This window comes from Streptomyces sp. V4I23 (assembly GCF_030817975.1).
Taxonomy (GTDB): domain Bacteria; phylum Actinomycetota; class Actinomycetes; order Streptomycetales; family Streptomycetaceae; genus Streptomyces.
In genome coordinates this window covers 4941860-4956381 of record NZ_JAUSZW010000004.1, presented here as the reverse complement: position 1 = coordinate 4956381, position 14522 = coordinate 4941860, and the positions used below count along the sequence as shown (strand labels likewise).

Sequence of the window (14522 nt, the reverse complement as noted above, 5' to 3'; positions counted from 1 at the left end):
CGTGCTCCAGCCCCTGACCCGCGACGACCCGCTCGGCATCGGCCCCTACCGCCTGCTCGCCCGCCTCGGCCACGGCGGAATGGGCACCGTCTACCTCGCCCGCTCGGCCGGCGGCCGTACCGTCGCGCTCAAGACGATGCACGCCCACATCGCCTCCGACACGGCCGCACGCACCCGCTTCCACCTGGAGGCCGACGCCGCACGCATCATCGGCGGCCACCACGGCGCCACCGTCGTCGACGCCGACCCGGCCGCGGAAACCCCCTGGCTCGCCACCGAGTACGTCCTCGGCCCGCCCCTCGACGACGCCGTCGCTCTGAGCGGCCCCCTGCCCGAGGCGTCTGTCCGGGCCCTGGGCGCGGCCCTCGCCGGAGCCCTCGCCCAACTCCACGCCTCCGACGTGGTCCACCGCGACCTGAAGCCGTCCAACGTCATGATCACCGCCTACGGCCCCAAGATCATTGACTTCGGAATCGCCCGCGCCGCCGGCGACGACCGCCTCACCCGCACCGGCACGGCGGCGGGCACGCCCGCCTTCATGTCCCCGGAGCAGGCCACCGGCCAGGAACACACACCCGCCGGAGACGTCTTCGCCCTCGCCGGCGTCCTCACCTACGCCGCAACCGGTCACGGCCCCTTCGGCACCGGACAAGCGGCCGACCTCCTCTACCGCGTCCGCTACGCCGACGCGGACCTCACCGGTCTCCCGCACGCCCTGATCCCGATCCTTGCGGCCTGTCTCGCCAAGGACCCCGCCCACCGCCCCACCACCCACGAACTCGCCACCCAACTCCACAGCGGGCACGGCCATTTCGCCGACCACCTGCCGGACGCGCTGCTCGCGGACATCGCCCGCAGGGCAACCGAGGTATGGGCGTGGCACCCGCACCGCCTCCCGGCACCCGCGGAACAGGCATACGGCGGAACAGACACCTCGCCCGCCTCCACCGGCCCCACCCGCCGCAGACTCCTCACCATCGGCGGCTCCGGCGTCGTCGGCGCCGCAGTGGCCGCTACCGGTCTCTGGACATGGCTCGGCCAGGGCGGCAGCGGCTCGGGCAAGAAACCGGATGCCGAGGCGAAGCCGGGCCGTACCGCGACCAAGAAGGGGAACTGGCTGTGGCGGCTCCCCCTGAGCGCTCCGAAGAACGCCCCAGCCGCACCCGTCCCCCTCGGCCTTGTCGGCACCATCGCGCTCGCCGATGACAACGGCGTCCGTGTCATCGACATGAACCGAGGCGGGGTCGAGATCCCCTCGCTGGGCACGGCGCCGGCGCATCGGTGCATCGCCGACAGCAACAGCAGCAGGCTGTACATCTGCGAACCCGTGTCCTCGGGCGACGGCCCCCTCACCGTCAAGGTCACCGACTTCACGTCGGAGGATCTGAATCCCGACCTCGTCGAGTTCAAGGACTACAACGGGGGACTGGCCGGGACTCAGCTGCTGTGCGCCGAGGAGGGTGTCGTCTACCTCGCCGCGGGACAGGGAAAGCATTCAGGCGAAGCGATGGGCTATGGGGACGGCCAGACGTGGTTCCTGATGGCCGTCGACAGCCACACCCTCAAGGTCGTCTGGCGTCAGCCACTGCCTGCCCGCCCACACACCTCACAGAGGCTCCATTTCCTCGCCGCACGGGTGACGGAGAAGGGCCACCTCGTCCTCCTCCAGGAGAAAACGGACGGCACGGTGACTCTCGTTGTACGAAACTCCCGGACAGGCGAGACCAGATGGGAGAAGGCCCTCGACGTCACCACGCCGGATGACGTGCGGGGCATGCTGGAAGTCGACCTCATCCACGTCTACCCGCCGACGGGCCCTCTGCGCGCACTCAGCCTCCAGGACGGCAAGGAGGTGTGGAATTTCGGCGTCGGCCGGTCCCGGCGTCGTACCGGACCCCCTGCCGTCGGGGATTCCGTGTTCGTCGTGGAGGAAGGGCTCGGTCTCGTGGCCCTGGACTTCGTCACCGGAGACCTGGTGTGGCGGGAAAAGGGCGCCCAAGGCAGGCAGTCCGACCTCACCGTCCCGCCGGTGGCCGGCTACAAGTACGTCTACAGCTACGACAGCAAGGCCGGCCGGATGAGGGCGGTCGACGTCAGCACGGGGCAGGTGGCCAAGACGTACGAGGCCGAGGGCGAACGATTCTTCCCCTATCTTGGCATCCCCGAGAGGCTCATCGCCGTGGGCAGGGACTTCGTCGCGGGCTACGACATCGGCTGACGCGGGATGTTCACGTGATCCGCAGTCGACACCCCAAGCCGCCCGGCCCGGACCGGGTGTACGGCTCAAGGAATTGAGAGAGAGCAGCCACCCATGAGAACCCTCGGCACAGGCGACCCGCTGCGCCTCGGCCCGTACAGGCTCCACGGCGTCCTCGGCGAGGGCGGCATGGGCAAGGTGTACATCGGGCAGGACTCCTCCGGTACCACCGCGGCCGTGAAGGTCCTGCGCCCCGAGCTGGCCTACGACCAGAGCCTCGCCCAGCGCTTCGTGCGCGAGGCGCAGATGGCGCGTGCCGTCACGAGCAGGGGTGTGGCCCGGGTGCTCGGCGCACAGACCGAGGGGGGACGACCCTGGATCGCCACCGAGTTCCTCGCAGGTCCGACGCTCGACCAGGCCATTGGAGCGCACGGCCCTCTGGACGAGCCGTCCGCGCGTGTCCTCGCCTTTGCTCTGGCCCGCACGCTGGCCGACATCCACGCCGCGGGAATGATCCACCGTGATCTCAAACCCTCCAACATCATCTTGGCGTCGTCGGGACCGCGCATCATCGACTTCGGCATCGCACGCCCCGAACACGGCCTGACCCTGACGACCACGGGCCAGGTACCGGCCACCCCCGGCTACGGCGCCCCCGAGCAGGTGCTGGGACAACGCGTCGGACCACCCGCCGACGTGTTCTCCCTCGGTGCCGTGCTGGTGTACGCGATCACCGGGGAGCAGGCATTCACGGGCACGCACATCGCGGCGGTGCAGTACGAGGTGGTGCATGGCATGGCCCGCCTGGAGCGAGTACCGCCGCAGCTCGCGCCGCTGATCGGGCCGTGCCTGGCCAAGGATCCCGCGCATCGCCCCACTCCGGCACAGATGGCAGGGGCGTTCGCGCCTCCCCGGGGAGCGGAACGCGTCTGGCGCCACGGCCCGTTGGCGGCCGACATCAAGCAGCGCGAGCGCAGCGTTCATCAGCTGACCACGGCGATCTCACCGTCCGGTTCCAAGGGAACCACCCGCCGCCGACTGGTCACCGGTCTCGCGGTGGGCGGAGCGGTCGTCGCGGCCGGTGGTGGAACGGCGGCCGCCTGGTGGCTGGGCCGTGACCGGGATCCGTTCACGGTGCCGCCGCCCGCGGACACCCCCCTTGCCGAGGCCGGAACCGCCACCACGGGAAAGCCCGCACCGCTGTGGGGTCCGGACAGGCTGCTGGCCGGGAAGTCCCCCGATGTCCTGCCGGTGCGGGACGTGCTGGTGCTCAGCGCCGCGGGCGGGGGGATTGCGGCACACAGCGTCGTGGACGGAGAGCAGCGCTGGAAGGCTCCGGCCGTGAGCCCGGAAGCGGGTTTCCTCTCCCTGTCCGATTCCCTCGTCGCGGCGGTGGACGAGGGGGGCAACGTGGTGACCTTCGTCGCCGCCACGGGCGAGAAACGGTGGACGGTGAAAGCAGCCGCGAAGTGTCTGATCGCCGCCGACGACTCCGCCGTGTACGCCGTCATGGCGGATGGCCGGCTGCGCTGCATCAGCCGCTCGAACGGCAAGATCCTCTGGACGGTGCAGCCTCAGGCGGATCTCCTCACGAAGAAGCCACCGTTCGGCGCCACCAGCCGCCCCCCGACCGGTGCAGCAGCGCGCGGCCGGCTCGTTGTCGCGACAGCGTCCGGCCGGGTCCTCGGCATCGACGTGGCGAACGGTCGCCAGGTCTGGGGCATCGACGACCAGGCATCCGTCGACTTCGCACTGATCGAGCCGGTGATCCTCGGCGACACGGTCTTCATCAACGGCGGCTCGCTGACCGCACGCAACCTCGGCGATGGCGCGGAACTGTGGGCGAAGAGCGAGCTGGTCGAGGGCAAGCTGCAGCCTTCGGGCCCCCCGCTGGTACACGGCAAGACGGTCTACACGACGCAGGGCCCATACATCCTCGGCTTCGACGCGGCCGATGGAAACGAGGCGTGGCGGTCCCCCGAGGCGTACTTCATGTACAGCCCGGTGGTGGTGCAGGCCAACACCGTCTGCGCCATCAACTCGAGGGCGGAAGGGGACGACGTGGAGGTGTGGGCCATGTCCCGCGACGACCGCAAGGGTGCCTGGCGGCATCTGCTGCCGAAGGATGCAGGCAGCTACGGGCTGGTGGGAAGCGGGAACCGGATCTTCGCTGTGGCGGGTGAGGAGTTGGTGGCACTGCCGGTGTTCGGCTGAGCACCGCTCAGCCGATCTGAGCGGCCAGTGCCTCGGAGAGCCTGGTCACCTGCTCCCGGCTCAGTGACGTCCTCGTACGGGAGGGGACACCTGTCGGTCCCCTCGGGGCCCACGTCGTCGGCCGTCTCTCGCAGGCCTGCCACGGTGACGGCTTCGCTGTCGGCCTGGCAGCCGGTGAGCAGGGGGGAGGCAGCCAGTGCCAGAGCCACCGCCGCCGGGACGGGACGAGCTGTCACGCTCTACTGCCCTCCTTCGGCGGCCTCTTCGGCAGAGGAGTACGGGCGGGCGTCAGGGTCCTTCGTCAGGGGGCCGTTCTCGCATCCCAGGATCTGCACGGCGTTACGGGTCTGGAAATAGAGGAACTCGATCTGCCGATTCTTCATCTCCTGGTCCACGGTCCGCCCGCGGTACATGCCGTTCGCGGCTTGGGCATAGAGCAGGGCCTTGTCGGACTCGGGCTTCCCGCGCAGCCTGCACGCGACGCGCAGCCCCGTTCCGATGTCGTTGGACTCCCCCAGCACACCGCCCAGGTTGTAGTGGCTCGCCCCGGAGAGGTACTTGGCTGAAGCCTTGGGGTCGCCGGTCGGGGGGACCCAGGAGAACTCGACGCGAAGCCTCTCCGCTCCGATGTGGGCCTTCGGCTGGAACGAGCAAGCCGACGTGTTGGACGTGGGGCGCCGGCCGTCGAACTCGTCGAGCAGACGGGACACGTGCTCCCTCAGTTGTTCGTCGGTGGCATTGATCGCGGTTTCCACGTCGTCGGTACCGAGCACCTGGCGCAGCGTGTTGCCCGCCGCCGTGTCGGCGGGGAACTGGCACAGCCGGTCCTCGGCTTCGTTTGCCCCGCCCGAACAGGCGCCGACGGCCAGCACCACCACAAGGGCGGCGGCCGCCGTGCGCCAGGACGAGCGCCTAATGGTGAAGGTGGGCACGAGCAGCACCTCCGACCGGAGCTGCATCCGTCGCCTGTTCGGTCCGCTCCACGCATCCACCGGCCCTCACTGAAGAGGCCGCGGCTTGTCCTCGACAAGGCCTGTGGTCCCGCACTTCAGCTTCTTTGCGACAGCACGGGCGGCCGCGTTGAGCACCGTGATCTGATTCTCACGAATGCCTGACTTCTCGGCCGGAGCGTCGTCGGGGAGTTCCAGCTCAGCGGCGATGACGGCCGCCTCGGCCTGCGAAGGTCCGTGACATTTGAAGTACAGCGCTGCACGAGCATCCGTGGATGAGGCAAGCGCTCCCGTCGAGTAGTACGTCACACCACCACCGAGATCGTCCCGGTCGCTCGGGATGGCCAACGCCTTGCGTACATAGATCGAGAAAGCCCACCGACCGTCGTCGACCGAACTCAATCGACACAACGGCACGCCGTCCCTATCCTCCCCGGCTCCCTCTTGACCGAACAAGGTGTCGCCACTTGTGACCAGCACACCTACCCATTCACGGCGCGTGCCGCTTGAGAGCCATCGACGGACGGACGCACGATCGGCGCGCGGCCTTCTTGGTGCCCGGTTCGAGCTGGTTCTCGATCGTGTTCGCTGCCGCCTTCTTCTTGGCGGGGGTCGCGGCCAGATCCGGAGAGTTGTTTCCCAGCATCAACGGCGGAGGCGCACTCACTCCTCCGTCGGCGGGAAGTTGGTTGAGCTACATCTGAGTCGCCTGGCGCTCCACCACGGTGCTCTTCTGCTGGGCCCACTCTTCCTCGAACAACATTGCTCCCCCGTTTCTGGTATGTGCCGAGCTGCTGCCCGGAGAAGACGACTAGCTGTTCCGGCGTGCCCGGAGGACCACGGCCGCGACGGCTGCGCCGACGAGAACGGCCGCACCGGCCCCGAGCGCGATCCACAGGCCCGTGTTGCTGCTCTCCTGGGACGCGGACGCCGCGGGGGCGGGCTGTTCGTCTGCGCCGATCTCCTGCCCCCCAGTGGGCTCGGACGGTTCCGCGGATGGAGACGGGGACGCAGACGAAGCGAGGTCCGGGAGCGGGTACTCGTCAGCAGGGCCCGGGTCGCCGGGACTGGTCAGCGCGCGAAGCGGGCGCAGCGCGCCGTACCCGATGTAGTCGTTGCGCTTGTTGCCGCTCGTCGGAGCACTGGCGGTGTTGAGCATCACGCGCAGGACCTGGTTGTTGGTCCATTCGGGGTGCTTGGACCAGATGAGGGCGGCGGTGGCGGAGGCGATGGCGGTGGCGGTGCTGGTTCCGTGGGAGTTGCACAGCCCGGTCTTGCCACCGCAAGCGTGGACAATGTCCTTACCAGGGGCGGAGAGATCGACTTGCGGACCGAATTGTGACTCGTCCGTCTTCTTGAGGTCCTTCCCGAGTGCGCCGACCCCGACGACTCCGGGCGTGCTGGCCGGATACCCGAGTCCGCTGCCCCCACCGTTTCCAGTGCCAGCGAAGATCAAGGAACCCTTGTTGGTGGCATATCGGACAGCGTCCGTCAGCTGTTGCGATCCCTTGATGACCTTCTGGGAAATATTGATGACCTTGATGTCCTGGTCGGCGGCATACCTGATGGCCCTCGACACGGCGTCATTGAATACGTTGATCTCCGCATCGCGGTTTGCATTCCAGCCGATGTTGGGGATTCTGATCGGTACAACCCTGGTCCCCGGGGCGAGGCCGAAAGCGCCGTCTCCCCCGCCGCTGTCTCCCGTGCCAGCGATGATCCCGGCCATGCCTGTGCCGTGGCCCTCATAATCCGTGTGTTCGTCGCCGTTCTCGCCGGTTGCGAGATCCAACCCGTCGAGCACCTGCCCTCTGAGGTCACCGTTGGTGTCATCGACACCGGTATCGATCACGGCGACGTCGACACCTTTGCCGGTGCTGATCTTCCAGATGTCCTCGGCGCCCATCGCATCCAGGTACCACTGCTGGGACCGGACGCTATCGGCATGCGCTGGTGTGGTGGCGATGCCCACCAACAGCAGTCCCGTCATGGCCGCCGCTGCAGCCTGGGCGCGTGCTTTTCGGGTACTGCTGGTGGGCATCTGCTTCCTCGGACTTGTTCGTTCGGTCAGTCGATGACGGGGGGTGCTACTCGCCGGCCCTGCTGCCACGTCTCCTCGTCCTCGACGAGGTAGTCGGGGCGCTCACCGTTCGGCTGCCCGGGCCCCTGGCCCGAAGCATTCGTGCCCCGAACAAGGCCGGAGCCTCCTGGGGTGAAGGGACGTGAACCGGCTGCGCCTGCCTGCTGGGGCCGGCCTCCGACAATGCCGCCGGTCTCGCCCGCGAGCCGTCGGCCACCGCCGAACGCGCCCTGGCCAACGCCCGTTGCACCACCCATTCCCGCCGGGCCATGGGCCATGGGCGGGCGGCCGTGCACGCCCTCGTTGCCGATCACGGTGCCCCGCGGAATACCTACCGCGGGTCGACCGGTGCTCGGCTGCACGGGCTTTCCACCCGTGATCCCGTCCCGTGGCAACCGGGCAGCCTGGGCCGGCGGACTGGCCGGCCCCGGCATGAGCGGTGAGCGGGACACAGCTTGGGACTTGGGCCCGCCCTGGGCCTGAGGCGGCAGGGATGGTCCTCCGCCGAAGACCGGTGCGACGGGGGTGACCGGAGGCAGACCGCCCGTGTCCGGCCTCGCCGTCGGTGGCAGACCGGGGGTCGCGGGCGGTGTTGTCGCCGGCGGAGGCAGCATGCTGACGCTGTCGATCTCCATTGCGGCGGCAGGCGTGTCAGGGCCTATCGTCCTGGCAGGCCTCAGGATCTCGGCGTGCTGGACCGTATCCCTTGTTCCTCCCTGGTCGCTGGACGACGACGCATACGCCAGGCCACCGCCGCCACTGGAGCCGCTGTGTCCGCCCTCAGCACGATAGACGTCGCCCGAGTCGGCGACCGAGGGGCCTTCCGGCACAAACCGCTCCGGCGGCGGCTGGAACGTCGGGGTCTCCAGCTTGGCCATCTCCCGGCTCGACTGGTCGTACGAGTCGCCCAGCTTGACCATCTGCGCGATGGCCTCCTGGCGCTTCTTCTCCAGCGTCGACTTCGCCTCGCTCGCGACCTTCGCCGAGTCCGGGTCGTTGTGGTACTTCAGCGCCGCTTCCAGGTTGGCCTTGGGGCCCGCGATGTCCCGGGGGATCGCGCTCTGGACCTCGCCGATCGTCGTCGACGCCTGCGTCATCCACTTCGCCGCCTCGTCGCTGTAGTCGGCGAGCCTGAACGTCGCGCTCGACAGACTCGCGGCCCAGTCGACGAAGGCCTGGAATCCCTCGCCCTCCCACTCCACGCGCTCCGGGCGGAACTTGAGCTGCTGCGCAATGTCCCTGATGTCATGCGCGGCCTCCGACAGCCGGTCGGCGGCCGCCTTCACCACGCCCTTGTCCGCCGCGTCCAGCCACGCGAGCATCTGCTCGTGGGTCAGGTCCTCGAAGTTGGTCCTGCCCCCGCCGCCACCGCCGCCTTCAGCCTTGTTCGCCATATCCCCGCCTCTGGTTTCCCCGTCGTTCCGAGCTGCCCATCACTACTTGAGCCCACCGGCCCCGGCAGTGTCCCCGGGCTTGCCCGTACCGTTCGGCTCGCCCTTGTTCTGGGCCTTCTCCTGCGCTGCCTGCTCCTGAGCCACCGGATCGCGCTTCGGGTCGTAGTGCTCCTGCGTGTTCTGGCTGATGGCCAGCATGCGCTGACGGATGTCGTCGTCCATGCCCTGGTACCCGTCTTTGGACGAGACCACGACGATGCCCATGCCCTCCATGCAGTCCGCCAGAAGCTGGGACAGCTGCTTGAGCTGGTGGATGACGGTCTTGTACGCGTCGAAGATCCCGGCCGCCTCGGCCCAGCTCCCGCCGCCGCCCCCGAACTGCGTCGCGCTGAGCGGATCCGCCGCGACCTTGTCAGGTCCCGCCGGTGAGCCGTTCAGCTTGATCAGAAGATCGTCGACCCGCTTCTTGAACGAAGTCATTGATTCCGGGTCGTAGAGCAGGGATGCCAGCGCCGGATTGACCATGCGCAGCTGCCGCTCGTCGCTCGACATCCCGTCGGTGGGCACCGGCGGACCGTACACCGGCCGCCCCGTCCCGTCGTCCTGCGCCACACAAGCCTCCCCGTTTACACAGCTCTACAGGGACACCGTACCGAGTGGCCATGACACCGCGCACCCTCGGGTTGCACATGCAATGTGTGTCACACCGTTACGAGTTGGGCGCCGCCACCGCCGCCTGTGGCCGGATCGGGAGCCTGTTGACCGGGCGGCCCGTCGCCGCGCGGACCGCTGAGGCCACTGCCGCCGGGGACGTGACCACCGGGACCGCGCTCGCCGCCTTCGCGCCGAAGGGGGCCACGACATCCCGTTCCTCGACCAGTTTCACGATGCGAATGTCCGGCGCGTCCAGTGATGTCGGGAGTGCGTAGCCCGTCAGGTCCGGGTGGCGGATCAGGCCGCGGGCCGTGCGGAGGTTCTCCGTGAGGGCCGCGCCGATGCCCTGGGTGACGCCCGCCTCGATGCGGGTCGCCAGCTGGGCCGGGTTCAGGACGCGGCCCACGTCCTGGGCCACGGCCATCTCGACCACACGGATCGAGCCGAGTTCGATGTCGACGTCGACCACCGCGCGGATCGCGCAGAACGCCAGGCCCACGAACGCATCGCCCTGACCCGACTCGTCCAGCGGCTCCGTCGGGTGAGGGCGGCACTGGGCCGTCGCCCACAGTTCCTTGCCCTCCATCGCCTCCGTGACCGTCGTCGAGAGCACGCCGTCGTACGACGTGATCTTGCCGTCGGTGATCTGGAGCAGCTCCGTGGACATGCCGAACTTGTGCGCCAGCGGTTGCAAGAGCTGAGTGCGGACCATCTTGGCCGCGCGTTCGACCGCGCCGCCGGAGACCCAGGTGTGGCGGCCGTGCGCCGCCGGGCCCGCCGGAGGCTGGTCGGTGTCGACCGCCGCCACGTGGACCTCTTCGATGCCCAGCGTCTCCTGAACGATCTGGCGCGCCAGCGTCGAGAACCCCGAACCGGTCTCCACCGCAGCGCAGATGACCGTCGCGACGCCGTCGTGGACCTTGACCGTCGCCGTGGAGACCTCGTCCGTGCCCTCCGCGCCGAGCATGTGCACCATGCCGAGCGCGTAGCCGACGCCGCGGCGCACCGCGCCCGGTTCGCCGGCGCCCTCGGGGCCGCCCGGGAGGAGCCAGTCGTTCTCGGGGGTGTCCTTGGGGAGGGAGGGCAGCGGGTGGTCCCGTACGGCCTGGAGCAGTTCGGCGACCGGCGCCGGGCAGGTGACCGTCTGGCCGGTGGGGAGGATGTCGCCGGTGGCCAGCACGTTGCGCAGGCGGATCTCGGTCTGGTCCAGGCCGAGTCTGGCCGCGAGTTTGTCCATCTGCGCCTCGTACGCCGCGCAGACCTGCATGGCCCCCTCGCCGCGCACGTGGCCCGACGGCGGGTTGTTGGTGCGCACCGCCCAGCCCTCGATGAAGGCGTGCGGGACGACATAGGGGCCGCAGGCGAACGCGACGGCGGCGGCCAGTGATTCGGAGGACGCGTCGGCGTAGGCGCCGGCGTCGAGCAGCAGTTGCGCCTCGACCTTCACCAAGTGGCCTGCGGCGTCCGCGTGGTGACGGTAGCGCAGCAGCGTCGGGTGGCGGTGGACGTGGCCGAGGAAGGACTCCTCGCGGGTGGCGGTGAGCTTGACCGGGCAGCCGGTCCGCAGGGCCAGCAGGCCGAGCGGGAGCTGGAAGCCGGGGTCCTCACGGTCGCCCGTCGCACCGGGTACGCCGGTGACGACGATCTTGACCCGTTCCTGCTCCAGGCCGAAGCATGCGGCGGCGAGGGCGCGGTCGGCGTGCGGGTCGGTCGAGGCCGTGTACAGCTCGATGCCGCCGTCGGGCCGCGGTACGGCCAGGCCCGCCTCCGCGCCGATCGGCGCCGGGTCCTGGCGGCCGATGCGGTACAGGCCCTCGACGACGACCTCGCCGGTCACGTCCGGATCGCCGTAGCGCAGCGGGATGTGCCGGATCAGATTGCCGTCGGGGTGCAGGGGTTCGGCGGCGAACGCCTTCTCCGGGTCGGTCACCGGGTCGAGGAGCTCGTACTCGACGGCGATCGCGGCCGCGGCGAGCCGCGCGGTGTCCGGGTGGTCGGCGGCCACCGCGGCGATCGCCTCGCCGTGGTGGCGGACGATCTCGGACGCGAACACCGGCCGGTCGGCGATCCGCCTGCCGTACGACGCGTCGCCCGGGATGTCCTCGTGGGTGATCACCGCGTGTACGCCGGGCATGTCACGGGCGGCCGACGTGTCGATGGAGACGATGCGGGCATGCGGGTGCGGCGAGCGCAGCAGCGCTCCCCACAGCAGGCCCTCGGCCCACAGGTCGGAGGCGTACGGGAACGTGCCCTCCGTCTTGGCGCGGGAGTCGGCCGCGGGGAGGGAGGCGCCGAGGCCGTGGGCCGGCGCTTCCGGCGGGGGGCCGTCGACGGCCTGCGGATTCGCCGTGACGGCCGCGTCGTTGCTCACGCCATGCCTCCGTCGTGCGGGTGGGCCTGCACCCTACCGGCGCCGGGGGGTGCCTGGTGCGGGATACGGGCTTCCTCGTGCGCTTCCCCGTACGACTCGGGGGGCGCCTCCTCGGCGGCCGCGGCCGCGCTCGCGGCGCGTTCGGCGACGACCTCGCGTACGGCATCGAGCACGCCCCGGTAGCCCGAGCAGCGGCACAGGTTGCCGCACAGGGCCTGGCGGGTCTCCAGCTCGGTGGGGGCGTGGTTGCCCTCCAGCAGGTCGTGCACGGTCATGGCCATGCCGGGAATGCAGAAGCCGCACTGGACGGCGCCGCAGTTGGCGAGCGCCCGCTGCACGTCGGAGGGCTCGCCGTCACCGGCGAGACCCTCGACCGTGCGGACCTCCGAGCCGGCGGTCGTCGCCGCGGGTACGAGGCAGGAGGCGACGAGCCTGCCGTCCACCTGGACGTTGCAGGCGCCGCACTCGCCCTGCGAGCAGCCGTCCTTGGCTCCGGCGAGGCCGAGGCGCTCCCGCAGGACGTAGAGGAGCGACTCGCCGATCCAGGCGTCGGTGACCGGACGCTCCGTGCCGTTGACCCGCAGGACGTACGAGGTGGGCGGGTGCTCGTCGGCGCCGGTGGCCGCCGCTGCCCCGGAGTCCGGTTCACCGGAGGGGGCGTCCTCGGAGGACGGGTCCCCGGTGGGAGGTTCTTCTGAGGACGCGTCCCCGGACGGCTGCGCTGCCGCGTGCTCCTGCGGGACCGGCCCGTCCTCGCGCGGCTCCGGCACCCGAGCGGTCTCGGGACTCGCGGGCTCGGGGGCGTCCTGCGGCTCCTGGGGCTCGGGGGCGGCATGCCGGGACTCCGCGGGGAGCGGGCCCTCGGGCGCGGCCTCGCCGGGCTCCGGCTCCTGCACCGCCGGCTCCTGAGGCGGCTCCTGAGGCGCCGACTCCTGAGGCACCTGCTCCTGAGGCGCCTGCTCCGCCCACGGCGCGGGCGCGCCGCCGGGCAGCGTCGTCCACGGCGCGGGCGCGCCGCCCGGAAGCGTGGCCGGGGGCTCTGCGGCGGCCCAGGGCGTCTCGGCCACCGGCGGTGCGGAACGCAGGAATTCGCCCGACTCGTCCGGAAGATCACCTTCTGCGATCGGGATCGACCACTGCCCGGTCATCTCGTGGCCGGCGGCGCCCTGCGGGGCCGCCGGGGCGGGTTCCTCGGGGAACGTCCACTGACCGGTCGCGTGCGGATCGCCGTGCCGCTGGGCGCCCGCCTCCGGCCACTGCACGGGCTCGGGCGCGGCAGCGGACGGCTCCGCCGGCTCGCCGGCGGCCTGCGGCTGCTCCGGCGCCCAACCGCCGTTCGTCGCCGGGTCGGTGCCCGCCTCCGGCGCGAGCGGCGTCAACGGCATGATCATCGGCGGTACGTAGCCGTGGCCCGGCGCCTCCAGAGGGGCGGCTGCCGGCGAATCCTCGGTGGGCAGCTGGAAGAAGCCCGTCGCCTCGCCGTCGTAGTCGGGGGCCGTCGGCTGCCAGCCGCCGTACTCGTACGGGAAGCCCTGGCCGTGGTCGTGGGCCTGGCTCTGCCCGTGGTCCTGGTAGCCCTGGTAGTCCTGCGCACCCGCGGCGTACCCCTGGTCCCCGCTCTGCGGGTACTCGAGCGGGCCGTCCTGGAGGAAGGCGTCCGGAAGGTCCAGGCGCCCCTGGCCGCCGTCCGGACCGCCGTGGCGGTCCTGGTGGTCCTGGTGGTCCGGCGGCTCGGGGAAGCGCCCCTGCTGGTGGTCCTCGTTGCTCACGACAGCGCCCTCCCCAGTGCCCGTCGGGCCAGCGCGGCGACGGTGCGCCGCAGATGCAGTACGGCGGGCGGCAGCACCTGCTGCTCCTCGCCCGGTGCCGCCGGGGGCGGGTCCGGGATGCACGCGGCCGCCACGTACTCGCCGAAGGCCGCGAGCGCCTCGCCCGCGAGCCCCCGCTCCCCGTCCCAGTCGATCAGCGACGCGATCCAGCGCTCGGCCTCCAGCGGGCGCAGCGGCATCGGCGCGATCGCGCCCACCGCACAGCGCACCCCGCGCCGCGCCGGGTCGAGCACGACGGCGACGGATGCGGTGGCGCGGCCGGGGCCGGTGCGGCCGGTGGCCTTGAGGAACACCTGCGGGGCGTGCAGGAGCGGCACCCGTACGAAGCCGATGAGTTCGGCGGGGCCGAGCATCTCCCGGCCGGCGAGCAGGTGGGAGACCGGGATCTCGCGGCGCGCGCCCTCGGGGCCCGCCACGACCAGGTCCGCCTCCAGGGCGGCCAGCACGGGCAGCGTGTCCCCGGTGGGCGCGGCGGTGACGATGTTGCCGCCGAGCGTGCCCGCGTTGCGGATCTGGGGCGGCCCGGCCGCACGCGCGGAGGCCGCGAGGGCGGGGATGAGGGCCGCGAAGTCGGGCCGTCCCATCCGGGCGTGGGTGAGTCCGGCGCCGAGCAGCGCGTGCCCGTCCTGGTAGCGCCAGCCGCGGATCTCGCTGATGCGGCCGAGGCCGACGAGCCCCGCGGGGCGGAGCTGTCCCCTGTTGACGGCGGTCATGAGGTCCGTGCCCCCGGCGACGGGCACGGCGGCAGGCATGGCGGTGAGCGCTGCCACGGCCTCGTCGAGCGAGCCCGGCAGCGTCACCGACTGCGCCGTCTGCGGTGCGTGCGTGGTCAC

At 71.0% G+C, this 14522-nt stretch carries 11 protein-coding genes; 2 read left to right on the top strand and 9 right to left on the bottom strand.

What is annotated here, in order from left to right:
- Position 1 precedes the first annotated feature (1 nt).
- Entirely contained in the window at positions 2–2218 is a 2217-nt protein-coding gene (locus QFZ82_RS24785) for a protein kinase (protein WP_307715254.1), read from the top strand.
- 93 nt (positions 2219–2311) lie between these two features.
- Positions 2312–4411, top strand: a complete 2100-nt coding sequence (locus tag QFZ82_RS24780; RefSeq protein ID WP_307715253.1) for a serine/threonine-protein kinase — start codon at positions 2312–2314, stop codon at positions 4409–4411.
- A gap of 239 nt (positions 4412–4650) precedes the next feature.
- On the opposite strand, the gene QFZ82_RS24775 is transcribed toward QFZ82_RS24780, so the two are convergent.
- The 9 genes from QFZ82_RS24775 to QFZ82_RS24735 all read right to left on the bottom strand — a co-directional run bounded on the left by QFZ82_RS24775 (position 4651) and on the right by QFZ82_RS24735 (position 14522).
- A complete protein-coding gene (locus QFZ82_RS24775; RefSeq protein ID WP_307715252.1) occupies positions 4651–5370 on the bottom strand; it encodes a hypothetical protein in 720 nt (239 codons plus the stop codon).
- Positions 5371–5409: 39 nt separating this feature from the next.
- A complete protein-coding gene (locus QFZ82_RS24770) occupies positions 5410–5841 on the bottom strand; it encodes a hypothetical protein (RefSeq protein WP_307715251.1) in 432 nt (143 codons plus the stop codon).
- Between the two features lie 10 nt (positions 5842–5851).
- The gene (locus QFZ82_RS24765) at positions 5852–6028 is read right to left on the bottom strand and encodes a hypothetical protein (RefSeq protein WP_307715250.1); all 177 of its coding nucleotides are present in this window, start codon (positions 6026–6028) and stop codon (positions 5852–5854) included.
- 144 nt (positions 6029–6172) lie between these two features.
- Positions 6173–7402 carry a type VII secretion-associated serine protease mycosin gene (gene mycP, locus QFZ82_RS24760; RefSeq protein WP_307715249.1) on the bottom strand — a complete coding sequence of 410 codons (1230 nt, stop codon included), beginning with the start codon at positions 7400–7402 and terminating at the stop codon, positions 6173–6175.
- Between the two features lie 26 nt (positions 7403–7428).
- On the bottom strand, positions 7429–8835 hold the full coding sequence (locus QFZ82_RS24755) for a hypothetical protein (RefSeq protein ID WP_307715248.1): 1407 nt from the start codon (positions 8833–8835) through the stop codon (positions 7429–7431).
- A 42-nt stretch (positions 8836–8877) separates the two neighbouring features.
- The gene (locus tag QFZ82_RS24750) at positions 8878–9402 is read right to left on the bottom strand and encodes a hypothetical protein (RefSeq protein ID WP_307715247.1); all 525 of its coding nucleotides are present in this window, start codon (positions 9400–9402) and stop codon (positions 8878–8880) included.
- A 142-nt stretch (positions 9403–9544) separates the two neighbouring features.
- Entirely contained in the window at positions 9545–11860 is a 2316-nt protein-coding gene (locus QFZ82_RS24745) for a xanthine dehydrogenase family protein molybdopterin-binding subunit (RefSeq protein ID WP_307715246.1), read from the bottom strand.
- Entirely contained in the window at positions 11857–13629 is a 1773-nt protein-coding gene (locus QFZ82_RS24740; protein WP_307715245.1) for a (2Fe-2S)-binding protein, read from the bottom strand. The genes QFZ82_RS24745 and QFZ82_RS24740 overlap by 4 nt, the downstream gene beginning before the upstream one ends.
- Positions 13626–14522, bottom strand: coding sequence for a xanthine dehydrogenase family protein subunit M (locus tag QFZ82_RS24735; protein ID WP_307715244.1), 897 nt, complete (start codon positions 14520–14522; stop codon positions 13626–13628). The genes QFZ82_RS24740 and QFZ82_RS24735 overlap by 4 nt, the downstream gene beginning before the upstream one ends.